Below are 14,107 nucleotides of genomic sequence, written 5' to 3' on the forward strand. Positions count from 1 at the left end.
CATACATAGCCATCATGGCTAAGCGCAATAGCTATACTGTGACGATGCCGACACCTGAACGCACATCGCTGCCCGCCATCGTTGCCGCCGGACTGCACATTCTTGAGACCCACGGTCTCAGCGCCGTCACCATGGCGGCTGTTGCCGCTCGCGTCGGCGTGCGCCCTCCGTCCCTGTACAAGCGCGTGCGCAATCGCGATGAGCTGATCCGCTTGATCGCCGAGGCCGCGGTCGCCGACCTCGGCGCCCAGATCGCCGCCGCGGATCCCGGCGTCGGCGTTCCGCGAGAGCGGCTGAAAGCGCTTCTCGGCGCACTCCGCCAATTTGCGCACGCACGAACCGCTGCCTACCTGCTGGTCTTCACGCCGCTTGCCGAGGGCGAGGATCTCTCGCGGGAGCTCCTCGAAGAGAGCAGCGCCCCGCTCTTCACCGTTGTGGCGGAGCTTGCCGGCAAAGACCATATGCTCGCGGCAGCGCGCACCTTCACCGCGTGGGCAACCGGCTTCATCTCGATGGAGCTCAACAGGTCATTTCACCTCGGCGGAGACGTCGATGTCGCCTTCGCCTACGGAGTCGAACGCCTGACGGATGCCATCGCTGCGCGCTGAGCGCGCTACGGGTGAACGCGGTGCACGCGCACACCGCAGCGTTCGATCTTTGCGAGCTCCTGCGGGTCGGCCGCGTCATCGATGACGAGGTCGCTGATCTCGCTGAGCTCGGCGACGCGCGCGAGCCGCACTTCTCCCAGCTTCGTGCTGTCTGCGACAACGACGACGCGACCAGCATGCGTCACCATGGAACGATTTGTGCGCGCCTCGGTATCGTCGAATGTCGTGAGCCCGTTCGCCGCGGTGATGCCGTCTGCGCCGATCACCGTCATGGCGACGTTTATCGCGTTAAGTGCACCCTCAGCGAGCGTTCCGACAAGCTCGAACGACGTGGGTCGAATCACACCGCCGGTCATGACAACCTTCACCTTGCTGCGCGAGGCAAGCTCATATGCCGTCGTGAGCGAGTTTGTGACGATCGTCAGGTCGGTGCGCGACGTCAGATTGCGTGCAACCTCGGCCGCTGTGCTTCCGCCGCCGATCGCTATGGCCTGTCGTCCTCCCGGGATCAGCTCCGCCGCTTTGCGGGCGATGGCCACCTTTGCTTCGCGCTCAGCCCCGTCGCGGTACCGAACGGGCAGCTCGGCCTTCATCTCGGTAGCCTGCGCTCCCCCGTGCGTGCGGGTGAGAAATCCCTGCGACTCAAGCAGTGCGAGATCGCGCCTGATCGTCGCGGGCGATGACTCAAGGCCGCGCGTAAGCTCGGCGAGCGACACCGCAGACGACTCGGCGAGCGCGGTGAGAATCGCCGACAGCCGCTTCGACCGTTTAGCCGACGCGACGATCGGCTGGCCTCCAGATGAGATGACGTGGTTCATGCGTCATATTTGACCACAGGTTCGCTCACGAAAGCGATCGTTTCGCGCAAGAGAATGCTCGTCGGCATCCGAAGTTTCCCGGCATTGCCACGATGTCTCGCACCGAGAGCGCACCAAAGCCGCTCACCAAGAGTGACCGTTTTGCCCAAAAATCTGATCGATGCGTTCACACTGTGTGTATGACACGCGTGACTTTCATCGGCGCAGGAAGCGTCGTTTTTACAAAGCAGCTGCTCACCGACCTGCTGCGATACCCCGAGTTCGACGAGATCGAGATCGCTCTGCACGACATCAACGCCGAGCGGCTTCGCGTCGCGACGGCGACGGCAGCCCACGTGTCGGAGCGTCTCGGCGCTCACGCTCGTGTGAGCGCATCCGCCGATCGCCGTGAGGCTCTCGCCGGAGCCGACTTCGTGATCAACATGATCCAGGTCGGCGGCATCGACGGAACGCGCGCCGACCTCGAGATTCCGGCGCGCCACGGCCTGCTGCAGACCATCGGCGACACAACGGGAATCGGCGGGGTCTTCCGCGGGCTGCGCACCTTCCCCGTGCTCACGGGCATTCTGCGCGACATGGAGCAGATCTGCCCGAACGCCTACTTTCTCAACTACACGAACCCCATGACTATGAACGTGTGGTGGGCGAACCTCGTCGCTCCCGGCATCCGCACCGTCGGCCTCTGCCACAGCGTGTACTGGACGGCGCACGACCTTGCCGAGCTTGTCGGTCTTGACGTCGCCGACACACACTTTCGCGCCGCCGGACTCAATCACCAGTCGTGGCTGCTCGAGTGGACGCACAACGGCGAAAATCTGTACCCGCGCCTCGAGCAGCGCATTGCCGACGATCCCGAGCTTCAGCGTCGCGTCCGTGCCGAGATCTTCCGCCGCGTCGGGTACTACCCCACCGAGACGAGCGAGCATTCATCTGAGTACCTCTCGTGGTTTTTGCGCTCTGAGTCACAGCGCGAAAAATACCGCTTGCAGCCACTCGAATACCTGGGGATCAGCGAAGACAACGTCACCGAGTTCGAAGAGACGCGGCGGGCTCTCGACAATGGCGAGAACATCGAGCTGCTCGACGAAGCGAGCGAGTATGCTCCACAGCTCATCCACTCAGTGGTCACGGGAACGCGACGCGAGATTCATGCGAACCTCCCCAATGCCGGACTGATCTCGAACCTCCCCGAGGCCGATGTCGTCGAGGTGCCGTGCGTCGTCGATGCCGAGGGCATTCACCCCGTCGCCATGGGCGATCTACCCGTCGAGTGCGTCGCCGTCAACCGCCCGTATGCCGCTGTCGCGGGCACCACGATTGAGGCAGCGCGGCGAGAAGACCCCACGCTCGTGCGCCAGGCGCTTCTTGCCGATCCGAACGCCATGTCGAGCGTCACGCCCGAGACGCTGTGGCGCATCTGCGACGAGCTCACCGAAGCCCACGCCCAGTACCTCCCCGAAGGCCTGCGTCAGCCGGCGTAGCCGACGAGAGTGGGGGCGGATGCTGGTGCGCGCTGCACAAGCATCCGCCCTCTTTTTCTGCCCGACGCCCCGGTAAGCTGTGCCGAGTGCCTGCCTCGAGGCAGGCTCGCAGTAACAACAGGGACAGTGGGGAGAGCTGGTGACCGAGCAGAAGCCCTCCGTATGGACGCTTCCTGGCATGCTGCCCCTTCTCATCACAACGGCCCTGGCGTTCAGCGGGTTCTCGCTGCTGCTGCCAACGGCCCCGCTCTGGGCCACCATCGGCGGCGCAGACAGCTTCGGCAGCGGCCTCGTCAACGGGCTGCTCATGCTGTCAACTGTCGCGACGCAGATGCTCGTCTCCCCCGGCCTGCGCGTGCTCGGGTGGTCCCGGATGCTCGTGATCGGGCTGCTCTGCCTCGGGCTGCCGTCTGCGCTTCACCTCTTCTCTGACCAGCTTCCGCTGATTCTCGGGCTCGCGCTCATTCGCGGCGTCGGCTTCGGCATCATCACCGTGTGCGGGTCGTCTGCCGTTGCCGCCCTCGTCGAGCCGAAGCGGCGCGGCCGGGCAATCGGCGCCTACGGACTCGCCATCGCCGTTCCGCAGTTTGTGCTCGTTCCCGCGGCTCCCTGGCTCGCCGAGCAGGTGAGCCCGGCGCTGGTCTTCGCCCTCGGAACAGCGCCGGCGGTGGCCGTTCCCTTCGCCATCGTGCTCGGGCGCCGTCTCGCCACGGTGCCTCCGCCCCAGACATCGCCGATCGACGTTGCCCCGCAGGGCTCGCGCATCGCCGCCGTGCGCACACGCGCCGTCGTCATGCCGATCGTTGCGCTGCTCACCATCACGTGCACGGGCGGAGCCGTTCTCACGTTTGCGCCGTCGATGCTCGAGAACACCGCGACGGCGGTTGTCGCCCTTCTGGCGCTCACCGGCCTCGGCGCGTTCTCGCGCTGGATCTTCGGCGGCATCGCGGACCGCTACGGGGCCCGCCGATTCATCGCGCCGCTTCTTGTCGTCGCCGCCATCGGGGCAGCGGGGCTCGCCGTCGGAATCGACGGGGGAACGGATGCCGTCGCCACAACGCTCCTTCTCGTCGGCGCGGCTCTCATCGGAACTGCATACGGCGGGCTGCAGAATGTCACCCTCGTCGAGGCATTTGCTGCGGCGGGCGATCGCTCCCGCAACGTCGTGAGCGTCGTGTGGAACGCGGGCTTCGACGTGGGAACGGGCCTCGGCTCCGTCGTCGTCGGCACCATTGCGACAGCAAGTTCCTTCCCCACGAGCTTCGTCGTGCTGGCCATCGCGAGCGTCATCGTTGCCGTGCTTGTGTCGTTGCTGCGACCCAGAGCGGTGCCACAGTGACGACGCGCCGGCGCGGCACTCTGTCGAGCATCGCCGCGGTGCTCGCGACAAGCCTCGTTCTGGGCGGCCTGACGTCTTACGCCCAGGGATTCTTGCCCGATTGGTTCTCGTCGTTCGCCAATTCTGCGAGTGGCTGGACACTGCTGACCGCGGTGCTCGTGTTCCTTGCGCGCTGCAGCTGGTGGGTGTCGGCGCTGTTGGGCGCGGGAAGCTTCGTGCTGCTCACCCTGGGCTACGCCGCCGTGTCGACGCTGCGCGGCTTCGTCTACGATCCGACGTTCTTCGCGATCATCGGTCTCATCGCCGGGCCGTTCATCGGGCTTGCAGCCTGCTGGATACGCCGTCGCGACCTGCGTGCGGCGGCAGCAACCGCGGTGCTCGCGGGCATCGGCGCGGGCGAGGCCGTTTACGGTCTCACTGTCGTCGGTGACACGACGAGCCCTGTCTATTGGGTGTTCATCGGGGCCGTCGCCCTCGCGCTCGCTGTGTTCATGCTCGCGCGGCGCGTGCGCCGCGCGCTCCTGCCGATCACCGTCGTGCTCGTCGGCACAGCGCTCGTCGCGGCGGCCTTCACCGTCGCATTCTCGTTGCTGTAGACCCGCTCACGTCACCACATTTCCCGCATTACGCAATTCACAACAGCATCCTGATCAGGTACTTGGCGTAAATTGATCGGCGCGGGTTTCGAAGATATCTCAGGTCGTATATGATTTCAGCCGTCCGCCCACATGGCGAGACGCACCTGCACAGCACCACAACCGACAAGGGAGTCACCGATGTCTGACGCATCGCGCGTTGCCCCGCAGGCAACGCAAACCGACATGAAGAGAGTCGCTGTTGCGACAATCATCGGCACGACGATCGAGTGGTACGACTTCTTCCTCTACGCAAACGCGGCGGGCCTGCTGTTCGCTTCGCTGTACTTCGAGCCGCTGGGACCGCAGGCCGCCATTCTTCTCTCGTTCGCCTCGGTCGGCGTGAGCTTTCTCTTCCGCCCGCTCGGCGCATTCATCGCCGGCCACCTCGGCGATAAGTTCGGCCGCAAGGCGATGCTCGTCTGGACGCTCATTCTCATGGGTGCGTCGACGACGCTCATCGGGCTTCTCCCCACGCACGCCGTGATCGGCGCTGCAGCACCGATCATTCTTGTTCTGCTGCGCGTTCTGCAGGGGCTCTCCACCGGTGGCGAGTGGGGCGGCGCCGTGCTCATGGCCGTGGAGCACGCTCCCGCCCAGAAGCGCGGTCGCTTTGGCGCATTCCCGCAGATGGGCGTGCCCCTCGGCCTGCTGCTGGCCTCGGGGGTGCTCGCGCTCATGACCGGCGTCGTCTCCCCAGGCGAGGCGTTCGTCGAGTGGGGCTGGCGCATCCCGTTCCTGCTGAGCATCGTTCTTGTCGTCGTCGGCATCGTCGTGCGCCGCAGCGTCGACGAGTCGCCGGTCTTCGCCGAGATGGCGGCGAAGAAAGAGAAGGCGAGCATGCCCATCGTGCAGCTGTTCCGCAAGCACTGGCTGCTCGTGATCCTCGCCGCGCTCACCTTCGCGGGAAACAACGCTGCGGGCTACATGACGACAGGCGGCTTTCTGCAGGGCTACGCAACGCGGCCGCTCGATGAGGGCGGTCTCGTCGGCATGGAGCGCACTCCCGTTCTCATCGCCGTCACCGTCTCGAGCGTCGTGTGGCTCATCTTCACCTGGTTCGGTGGCTGGCTCTCTGACAAGATCGGACGCCGCAAGACGTACATCATCGGGTGGATCGTCTTTCTCATCACCGTGTGGTTCCTCTTTCCGCTCGTCGACACCGGAAGCGCGTGGCTGTTCTTCGCAGGAATCGCGCTGTTCACCATCGGCAACGGCCTCACCTACGGCCCGCAAGCCGCGTACTTCACCGAGCTTTTCCCCGCGTCGATCCGCTACTCAGGCGTCTCGATCGCGTATGCGATCGGCGCTGTGCTCGGCGGTGCGTTCGCCCCGCTGATCTCTGCGTGGATCGTGCAGACGACGGGTACCTCACAGGCCGTCGCCTGGTACATCGCGGGAGTCATGACCATCGCGTTCATCGCAACGCTGCTGCTGCGCGACCGCACGCGCATTCCGCTCGGCCCCGAGAACGAGGAAGAGCAGGCGAAGCACCCCATCTACGGGCTCAGCAAATAGCCGAGGCAACAACGAAAGCGCAGGGCGGATGCTGGGACAGCATCCGCCCGCCTGTGTTTCCTGCCCCGCGCATCAGCGCTTTAGCGTACAATATTCTGTACGGAGGGGGTCGTCATGCGCACCATGAGCTACTCAGAGTCTCGCGCCAACTACGCAGAGACGCTGTCAAAAGTCGTCGATGACCGTGAAGAGGTTGTCATCACGCGTTCGGGTCACGAACCGGTGGTGATTGTCTCACTCGACGACTACGAGTCACTGAAAGAGACCGCATATCTTTTGCGCAATCCAGAGAATGCGCGGCGATTGATGCGTTCCATCGAGCGGCTGGACACGGGCGAAGGCACCGAGCGAGACCTTGCCGAGTGAGGTACGTCTGGGACGAAGACGCCTGGGCAGATTACGTGTGGTGGCAGGTGCAGGACCGCAAGGTTTTGAAGCGCATCAACGCGCTGCTGCGCGATGTTGCACGGAATGGCAATGAGGGAATCGGGAAACCCGAACCGCTGAAGCACGGCTTTCGCGGGTACTGGTCTCGCCGCATTACCGACGAACATCGTCTCGTCTACAAGATCGTCGACGACGAGGTACGCGTGGCCGCCTGCCGGTATCACTACGGGCGATAAGCGCAACAGAAAAAAGCGGGCGGATGCTGCCGCAGCATCCGCTCGCCGTCGCTCACCGCACTGAGCGTTCCCTCGCCCGCGCCACCGCGCGGCGATAAGCTGTGCGAGTGGATTTCACCGACGCACCCATCGATACGACAGCAGTCGCCAACCTCGCCGAGCAGAAGCTGAGCCTCGAGCTTCTCGACATCGCGAACGATCGCGACAAGGCTGTCGGCTTCGAGGCCGTTGTCAATCGCGGCTTCTACGGCGAGCGCAGCGATGAGAAAGACATCGAGTTTCTGCTCGATGCCACGGCATACCGACGCACGACGGCGGTGTGGGATGCGACGGAACCTGCCGTCGAGCCGGTAGCCACCGTCGCCAGTTGGACCACTCCGCTCAGCGTTCCGGGCGGCGGCACCGTCCCCGCCTGGGCAATCAGCGCCGTCACCGTCGCGCCAACGCATCGCCGCCGCGGCATCGCGCGCAATCTCCTCGAGGCAGAGCTGCGCACAGCGGCAGCGTGTGCCGTTCCGGTCGCCGCCCTGACGGCATCCGAGGCCACAATCTACGGTCGGTTCGGGTTCGCCCCCTCGGCGCGGGTCGCGAAGATCACCATCGACACAAGGCGCACCGCCTGGGCAGGCTCGACGCCGACCGGACGCGTGCGCTTCATGGAGCTGAGCGACCTCTTCGAGCAGGGTCCCGCCATCTTTGAGCGCGAGCGCGTGCAGCATCCGGGCGAGATCGAGCTCGACGAGGCGCTGTGGTGCGAGATACTCGACTATCGCCCGGGAAAAGCCGACAAGGCGAAAGATCTGCGGGCGATCGGGTACACGGATGCCGCGGGCGACCTGCAGGGGTTCGCGGCGTACCGCGTCAAGGAGGGTTCAGACGACACGCTCACAGCGAAGGTCGCGCACCTGGCCGCCGCGACAGACGATGCGTATGCGGCGCTGTGGCGATTTCTGCTCGAGCTCGACCTCGTGCAGGCCGTCGAGGCTGACCTGCGCTCGCTCGACGAGCCGGTGCTGTGGCAGTTGAGCGATGTGCGGGCCGCGAAGGTCGAACCGTTCGATCACCTCTGGCTGCGCATTCTCGATCCCATTGCAGCACTCGAGGCGCGCACGTATTCGCGGCCGGGCAGCATCGTTCTTGACGTCGTCGACCCGCTCGAGTTTGCGCAGGGCCGCTTTCTGCTGCAGATCGACGGCGAGGGAACAGCAGCCGTGTGTCGTCTCACGGGCGATGTTCCAGAGGATGCCGCGCACGCGACGCTGAGCGAACGCGACCTCGCGCTCATCTACGTTGGCGGTGCCTCGGCGACAGCGTTGCACAGCGCAGGCCGCATTGTCGAGGGAACGCCCGGGGCGGCGACGCTGGTGGACGCCGCGTTCCACAGCCCGGTGGCGCCGCGTCTCGGCGTCGGGTTCTGAGAGTCGTCGGTCGGCCACTGAGCGTTGCTGCAGCTCGCTGAGGTCTCTCTCTCGATCAGTGACGCGGTCACGAAAAGAGCATCACGAGGATGCCGCCTACGATCAGGGCGAGACCGACGACGGGGATCAACACAAATGTAAGCCAGCTGCTCGGACGCCGGAGGTTCATCGCCGGCTCACTGATGCTCGGGCTCGCGGGGTCGTACATCACCGTCAAGACGCTGCCTCGCTTCGGCATCCGAAAGCCATCTGTCTCTTCTCCGGAGTGCATCGCACCCGCGTCATCGGCGAACGTATAAACGCCCACGTTCATGTGCGTTGACGGGTCACTCGACGGCTTCCTCACGAAAGTCTTCGTGATCGTCGCCTTCGCCTTCTTCCACCGTGACTGCTTGCGCAGCGAATGCGTGAGAAACGCGCCCGACACCGCAAAGATCAGGATGCCAATGCAGAGAAGTGCGATTCCCAAACCCATATGGTCATTCTCTCTCGGTCAGGCGTCGGGGTCGTTGCCCTTGACTTCTTCGTCTTCGTCTTCGTCTTCGACCGGCAGGTGCGCGCGCACGGGCGGCACGACCCCCTGCGGCGTTCCGCCTGTTGGGGGCGCGGCAATGACCGGAGGGTCACCCTCGCCCTCGCCGAGCCGCTCGTTCACCTTCTCGGGGTCATCTGCGTCGCCCTGCAGTCCGTCAACGTGGTCGTTCGTCTGGTCGAATGTGTGCGCGAGCCCGTCGTCGCGATCGCCCGCGTGCTTTCCACTGTCGGTATTCATCTCTCCATCATGACCACACGTGCGCGCCAATGCCAGGGGTTGCGAAAACTGCGCCCACGGGCAAGCACCATGCTCGCCACGTCAACTCGCCCGCTGGCGGCGCACGTAGCCTGAGAGAACGAGACTCGACGTGGAGGAACAATGCACACCTTCGACAGCCTTCTGGCTCAGATCACGCCCTCGGCGGGCCCGACCCGAGACATCACCGACCCGGCAACGAGCGAGGTCGTCGGGCAGGCACCGATTCACACGGTCGCCGACCTCGATGCGGCAGTGAAGCGAGCAGCATCCGCCCAATCTGACTGGGCAGCGCTCGGGCACTCCACCCGCAGCGAACTCATGCTTGCCGCCGCCGACGCGATTGACGCGTCGGCCGAGGCCCTCGCGCAGCTGCTCACCCGCGAGCAGGGCAAGCCCCTGAACGGGCCGAACGCCCGCTTCGAAGTGGGCGGCGCATCGGGGTGGCTGCGGGCCGCGGCATCCACTCCCCTTGACACGCAGACGGTGATCGACGACGGCGAGAGCCACGCGGTGCTGCACTACCGCCCCATCGGCGTCGTCGGCGCAATTGGTCCGTGGAACTGGCCGATGATGATCTCGGTGTGGCAGATCGCCCCCGCGCTGCGCATGGGAAACACCGTTGTCGTGAAGCCGAGCGAATACACGCCGCTGAGCGTTCTCGCACTCGTGACGGTGATGAACGAGGTGCTGCCAGGCGGCGTTCTGCAGGTCGTCACAGGCGACCGCGATGTCGGGGCGCGGCTCTCGAGCCACCCCGACATCGACAAGGTGATGTTCACCGGGTCAACGGCGACGGGCAAGGCGATCATCCGCAGCTCGGCCGACACCGTGAAGCGCCTGACCCTCGAGCTCGGCGGCAACGACGCCGGCATCGTGCTGCCCGACGTCGATCCCGCCGCGATCGCGCAAGACCTCTTCTGGGGCGCGTTCATCAACACCGGGCAGACGTGCGCCGCGATGAAGCGCCTCTACGTGCACGACAGCGTGTACGACGCCGTTGTCGACGAGCTCGCCGCTGTCGCGGCATCCATGCCCATGGGCATCGGAACAGACGAGAACAACGTGCTCGGGCCGCTGCAGAACAAGGCGCAGTTCGACATCGTGTCGCGGCTCGTCGAGGAGGCACGGGCCTCTGGGGCGCGCGTGGTGATGGGCGGAAATCCGGATGCTGACGGGCCGGGCTACTTCTACCCGACAACGCTCGTCGCCGACGTCGACAACGACAACGCGCTCGTGCAGGAGGAGCAGTTCGGGCCTGCGCTGCCGATCATCCGCTACAGCGACGTCGGCGAAGCGATTGCGATGGCGAACGGGCTCGATGTCGGGCTCGGGGCATCCGTATGGTCGAGTGACAGGGATGCTGCGCGTGAAGTGGCCGCGCAGGTCGAAGCGGGCACCGTGTGGATCAACTCGCACGGCGGCGTGCACCCGATGATCCCGTTCGGCGGTGTCAAACAATCGGGCTACGGTCTCGAGTTCGGCGTCGAAGGCCTGAAGGCGCTCGGCGTTCCGCAGGTGATCAACGGGTGATCGACGGGGAGGCACGGGCCGGGTCGCGGTGCCCGACCCTTGGACTTCTGCGGACACTGGGCTAAAATTGCACAAACGGATTATTTGCGATGGTGCCTGATCCGTGCCCGATTGGTGGTCACCGTGTCACTCTCCAACTCCCAGACGCCCACGCCACGCGCTGCCCCCTCAGCGCTTCCGGCTGCGGAGCCGAGCGCGCCGTTCCCGGCGCAGCCGCTCGACTTCGCCGAGTTCAGCCACGCCGTGTCTGAGTCGTTCGTTCCGCTGCGGGTCACGGCACCGACGCACCGCGGGTTCCGTGGCACGCTCAGCGCTGCCGTTCGCGACGGAGTGCACGCGTCGATCGTCGAAGCCGGAACGCACACCGTCGAGCGAACCCCCGAGCTCATCGCGCGTGGCGATGCCCCATACGTCAAACTCAGCGTGCAGCTGAGCGGCACGGGGATGCTCGTGCAAGACGGTCGCGAGGCGTTGCTGCGCCCGGGCGACATCGCCATCTACTCGACCGAGCGGCCGTACGTTCTCGAGTTCAATCGGAGCTTCAGCACGTTCGTGCTCATGTTCGACGAACAGACGCTCGGCATCGCCCCCGACGCTCTCTCGCAGATGACCGCCGTGCGCATGCCGCATGACTCCCCGCTCACGAGCGTGATCGCGCCGTTCCTCACCGGCCTCGCGAGCAACCTCGACCTGCTGCGCGGGCACGCGGGCGCCAGACTTGCCCGCACCGCTGTCGACCTCACGACAACGTTGTACGCGACGGAACTCCAGGCGAGCGCATCCGCGTCGCCAAAGGCCGCGCTCACGGGCGCGATTATGCGCTACATCGACGAGAATCTCGGGGCGAACTCCCTCGACCCGAACAGCATTGCTGTGGCGAACCACGTGTCGCTTCGCTACCTGCACGCCCTGTTCAGCGAGCAGGGCACGACGGTGTCAACGTGGGTGCGGCAGCGACGCCTCGAGAACTGCCGGCGCGATCTCACCGACCCTGCGTTCGCGGCAATGCCGGTCGCCGCGGTGGCCGCCCGCTGGGGCTTCATCGACGCGGCGCACTTCAGCCGGGCATTCAAGGCGAGCTTTGGCTGCCCACCGAGCGAACTGCGTCGCCGGGTGCTCGACGCGGCCTAGTTTCTCTTCAGATATCACCCGCTCCTCCCCCGCTTGTCCCTGAATCCGCGGACTTCTCAGCCGCGGGAATAATCGCACATCTCGCTTTGCTATCTGTAGTGACTACAGAAAGTGGAGCGAGAAATGACTGAGCAAACGTCCTCGAGCCCGGCCCTTCCCGCGGAGGAGGCGGTCGAAGGCGCCTGTCCCTCGTTCGTCACGGCAATGGACGTGATCGGCCGCCGCTGGACGGGCATCATCATCGAGGCGATCGGCCGCGACTGCACAGGATTCGCCGACATCAGCCGGTTCGTCGGGCACATCGGCGACACGATGCTAGCCAAGCGACTGCGTGAGCTGGAGACCGACGGGCTTGTCGAACGAGCGGTCATCGAGACTCGCCCGCTGCGCGTGCGCTACACGCTCACGGTTGCCGGCCTCGCGCTTCTGCCCATTCTCGAAGACATCATGAGCTGGGGGCAGGACTTCGCAACTGCCGACGCACCAGCACGTACCGACGACTACCTCACTGCGAAGAACTGACGGGAGAGAACTGACATGGCTTTCGAAATCGGCATCCTCACCTTCGGTGAGATCACCAGCGACCTCACCACGGGCGCGCTGCCCTCGCCGTCCGAGCGCATGATGCAGACCCTGGAGCAGGCGCGCGTTGCCGAGCAGGCGGGCATCGACGTCTTCGGAGTCGGCGAGCACCATCGCACAGACTTCGTCGCGTCTGCTCCGCACATGGTGCTCGCTGCCGCCGCGACCCAGACGTCAACCATCAAACTGACAAGCGGTGTGACCGTCTTGAGCTCTGACGACCCCGTGCGCGTGTTCGAGAACTTCGCAACCCTCGACCTGCTCTCCGGCGGTCGCGCCGAGATCATCGCGGGGCGCGGCTCGTACACAGAGTCGTTCCCGCTGTTCGGCTATGACCTCGCCGACTACGCCGACCTCTTCCGAGAGAAGCTCGACGCTCTTCTGGCCATCCGCGCGAAGAACCCCGTCACGTGGGAGGGCGGCATGCACCGCGCACCCCTCGTGAACGCAGACGTCACGCCGCGTCCGGTCGGAGACCTGCCCATCTGGGTCGGGGTCGGCGGCACGCCGGCATCGGCAGTGCGGACAGGGCAGCTCGGCCTCCCCATCGCACTCGCCCTACTGCTCGGTCCGATCACGCAGATGCAGCGACCGGCAGCTCTTTACCACCAGGCAGCGGCGGCGGCTGGACACAGCGAGGACTCTCTGCGCACCAGCATCAACGCTCACGGCTACGTCGGCACGACGAGCCAGGGCGCCCGCGACACGATGTACCCGTACTTCGCCCGCGGCATGCGCGAGAACAACCACCAGCGCGGTGAAGGCTTCGACATTCCCCGCCCCGCGTTCGACGCCCAGGCAACAGAGCCCGGCGTGCTGCTCGTCGGCAGCGTGCAAGAAATCATCGACAAGATCATGACCTACTACGAGGTGTACGGCATCTCGCGGGCGATCGCGCAGATGGGCTTCGGCGGCGTACCGCAGAAGGAACATCTGCAGGCGATCGAGCTTCTCGGCACTGAGGTCGCCCCCGTCGTGCGGCGCGAGATCGCGTCGCGTGAGGAGGCCGCAGCATGACGCGCCGACTTGATGTCGTGATCGTCAACGGCAGCCCCACCGAACGATCGAAGACCATGGGGCTCGCGGGTCTCGTGACCACATCGCTCGGCAACAAGCTGGATATTCGGACCAGTTCGGTCGATGTGTATCGACTCGGATCGGGTTTCACCGGTGCGATCACACGCGAAGACGTGACCTCGGATGTCGAAGAAGGCCTGCGCCGCGTCGAAACCGCCGACGTGCTCATCGCCGCGGCACCCGTCTTTCGCGCCACGTATCCCGGCATGTTCAAGCACCTGTTCGACCTCGTCGATCAGTACGCCCTCGCAAACAAGCCGGTGATTCTCGTCGCCACGGGCGGCAGTGACAGGCACGCTCTGATGATCGAGCACGCGCTGCGTCCGCTCTTCGGGTTCTTCCAAGCAGCAACTGCGCCCGTCGGCTTCTATGCGAACTCCGGAGACTTCGACGGAACGCTCGTGCTCAACAACGAGGTGTACTCGCGCATCGAGATCGGCATCGGCGACATTCTGCCGCAGTTGAGAACGCTTGCGGATGCTGCGGCACCGGATTCCTCTCCCGCCGCCGCGGCACCGATCCCGGGGTTCAGCGCGAAGCGATAGCAGACCGAG

The 14,107-nt window shown here is 65.3% G+C and carries 16 protein-coding genes; 13 read left to right on the forward strand and 3 right to left on the reverse strand.

Translation table 11 applies throughout. The features are described 5' to 3' along the window. Positions 1-44: 44 nt before the first annotated feature. Entirely contained in the window at positions 45-608 is a 564-nt protein-coding gene (locus HCR84_RS16895; protein WP_166983213.1) for a TetR/AcrR family transcriptional regulator, read from the forward strand. Between the two features lie 5 nt (positions 609-613). Here HCR84_RS16895 and HCR84_RS16900 read toward each other — a convergent pair whose 3' ends face one another. Then, positions 614-1,426, reverse strand: coding sequence for a DeoR/GlpR family DNA-binding transcription regulator (locus HCR84_RS16900; RefSeq protein ID WP_166983212.1), 813 nt, complete (start codon positions 1,424-1,426; stop codon positions 614-616). A gap of 179 nt (positions 1,427-1,605) precedes the next feature. Between HCR84_RS16900 and melA the strand changes: the two genes are divergently transcribed. The 7 genes from melA to HCR84_RS16935 all read left to right on the forward strand — a co-directional run bounded on the left by melA (position 1,606) and on the right by HCR84_RS16935 (position 8,440). Beyond that, on the forward strand, positions 1,606-2,907 hold the full coding sequence (gene melA, locus HCR84_RS16905) for an alpha-galactosidase (protein WP_166983211.1): 1,302 nt from the start codon (positions 1,606-1,608) through the stop codon (positions 2,905-2,907). 139 nt (positions 2,908-3,046) lie between these two features. Next, positions 3,047-4,246, forward strand: a complete 1,200-nt coding sequence (locus HCR84_RS16910) for an MFS transporter (RefSeq protein ID WP_208322093.1) — start codon at positions 3,047-3,049, stop codon at positions 4,244-4,246. After that, positions 4,243-4,842 (forward strand): DUF6518 family protein, encoded by a 600-nt coding sequence (locus tag HCR84_RS16915; RefSeq protein WP_166983210.1) that lies wholly within the window; start codon positions 4,243-4,245, stop codon positions 4,840-4,842. The genes HCR84_RS16910 and HCR84_RS16915 overlap by 4 nt, the downstream gene beginning before the upstream one ends. Positions 4,843-5,022: 180 nt before the next feature. Further along, the gene (locus HCR84_RS16920) at positions 5,023-6,399 is read left to right on the forward strand and encodes an MFS transporter (RefSeq protein WP_166983209.1); all 1,377 of its coding nucleotides are present in this window, start codon (positions 5,023-5,025) and stop codon (positions 6,397-6,399) included. A gap of 114 nt (positions 6,400-6,513) precedes the next feature. Next, complete coding sequence (locus HCR84_RS16925) at positions 6,514-6,765, forward strand: type II toxin-antitoxin system Phd/YefM family antitoxin (RefSeq protein WP_166983208.1); 252 nt, start codon at positions 6,514-6,516, stop codon at positions 6,763-6,765. Beyond that, positions 6,762-7,022 carry a Txe/YoeB family addiction module toxin gene (locus tag HCR84_RS16930; RefSeq protein ID WP_166983207.1) on the forward strand — a complete coding sequence of 87 codons (261 nt, stop codon included), beginning with the start codon at positions 6,762-6,764 and terminating at the stop codon, positions 7,020-7,022. Before HCR84_RS16925 ends, HCR84_RS16930 begins: the two co-directional genes overlap by 4 nt. A 107-nt stretch (positions 7,023-7,129) precedes the next feature. Continuing rightward, a complete protein-coding gene (locus HCR84_RS16935; protein ID WP_166983206.1) occupies positions 7,130-8,440 on the forward strand; it encodes a GNAT family N-acetyltransferase in 1,311 nt (436 codons plus the stop codon). Between the two features lie 67 nt (positions 8,441-8,507). Here the strand turns inward: HCR84_RS16935 and HCR84_RS16940 are convergent, their stop codons facing one another. Together HCR84_RS16940 and HCR84_RS16945 are read right to left on the reverse strand one after the other, a co-directional pair. Beyond that, positions 8,508-8,915 (reverse strand): DUF3592 domain-containing protein, encoded by a 408-nt coding sequence (locus tag HCR84_RS16940; protein WP_166983205.1) that lies wholly within the window; start codon positions 8,913-8,915, stop codon positions 8,508-8,510. Between the two features lie 18 nt (positions 8,916-8,933). After that, positions 8,934-9,212, reverse strand: coding sequence for a hypothetical protein (locus HCR84_RS16945; RefSeq protein ID WP_166983204.1), 279 nt, complete (start codon positions 9,210-9,212; stop codon positions 8,934-8,936). Between the two features lie 141 nt (positions 9,213-9,353). Here HCR84_RS16945 and HCR84_RS16950 point away from each other — a divergent pair, with 141 nt between their 5' ends. The 5 genes from HCR84_RS16950 to HCR84_RS16970 all read left to right on the forward strand — a co-directional run bounded on the left by HCR84_RS16950 (position 9,354) and on the right by HCR84_RS16970 (position 14,098). Beyond that, complete coding sequence (locus HCR84_RS16950) at positions 9,354-10,763, forward strand: aldehyde dehydrogenase family protein (RefSeq protein WP_166983203.1); 1,410 nt, start codon at positions 9,354-9,356, stop codon at positions 10,761-10,763. A gap of 123 nt (positions 10,764-10,886) precedes the next feature. Next, a complete protein-coding gene (locus HCR84_RS16955) occupies positions 10,887-11,894 on the forward strand; it encodes an AraC-like ligand-binding domain-containing protein (protein ID WP_166983202.1) in 1,008 nt (335 codons plus the stop codon). A gap of 123 nt (positions 11,895-12,017) precedes the next feature. Next, positions 12,018-12,416 (forward strand): winged helix-turn-helix transcriptional regulator, encoded by a 399-nt coding sequence (locus HCR84_RS16960; RefSeq protein ID WP_166983201.1) that lies wholly within the window; start codon positions 12,018-12,020, stop codon positions 12,414-12,416. A gap of 15 nt (positions 12,417-12,431) precedes the next feature. Beyond that, on the forward strand, positions 12,432-13,493 hold the full coding sequence (locus HCR84_RS16965) for an LLM class flavin-dependent oxidoreductase (RefSeq protein ID WP_166983200.1): 1,062 nt from the start codon (positions 12,432-12,434) through the stop codon (positions 13,491-13,493). After that, positions 13,490-14,098 carry an NAD(P)H-dependent oxidoreductase gene (locus tag HCR84_RS16970; RefSeq protein ID WP_166983199.1) on the forward strand — a complete coding sequence of 203 codons (609 nt, stop codon included), beginning with the start codon at positions 13,490-13,492 and terminating at the stop codon, positions 14,096-14,098. Before HCR84_RS16965 ends, HCR84_RS16970 begins: the two co-directional genes overlap by 4 nt. Positions 14,099-14,107: the final 9 nt, after the last annotated feature.

The sequence above is a fragment of the Paramicrobacterium fandaimingii genome (genome assembly GCF_011751745.2).
In the GTDB taxonomy this organism is placed as follows: domain Bacteria; phylum Actinomycetota; class Actinomycetes; order Actinomycetales; family Microbacteriaceae; genus Paramicrobacterium; species Paramicrobacterium fandaimingii.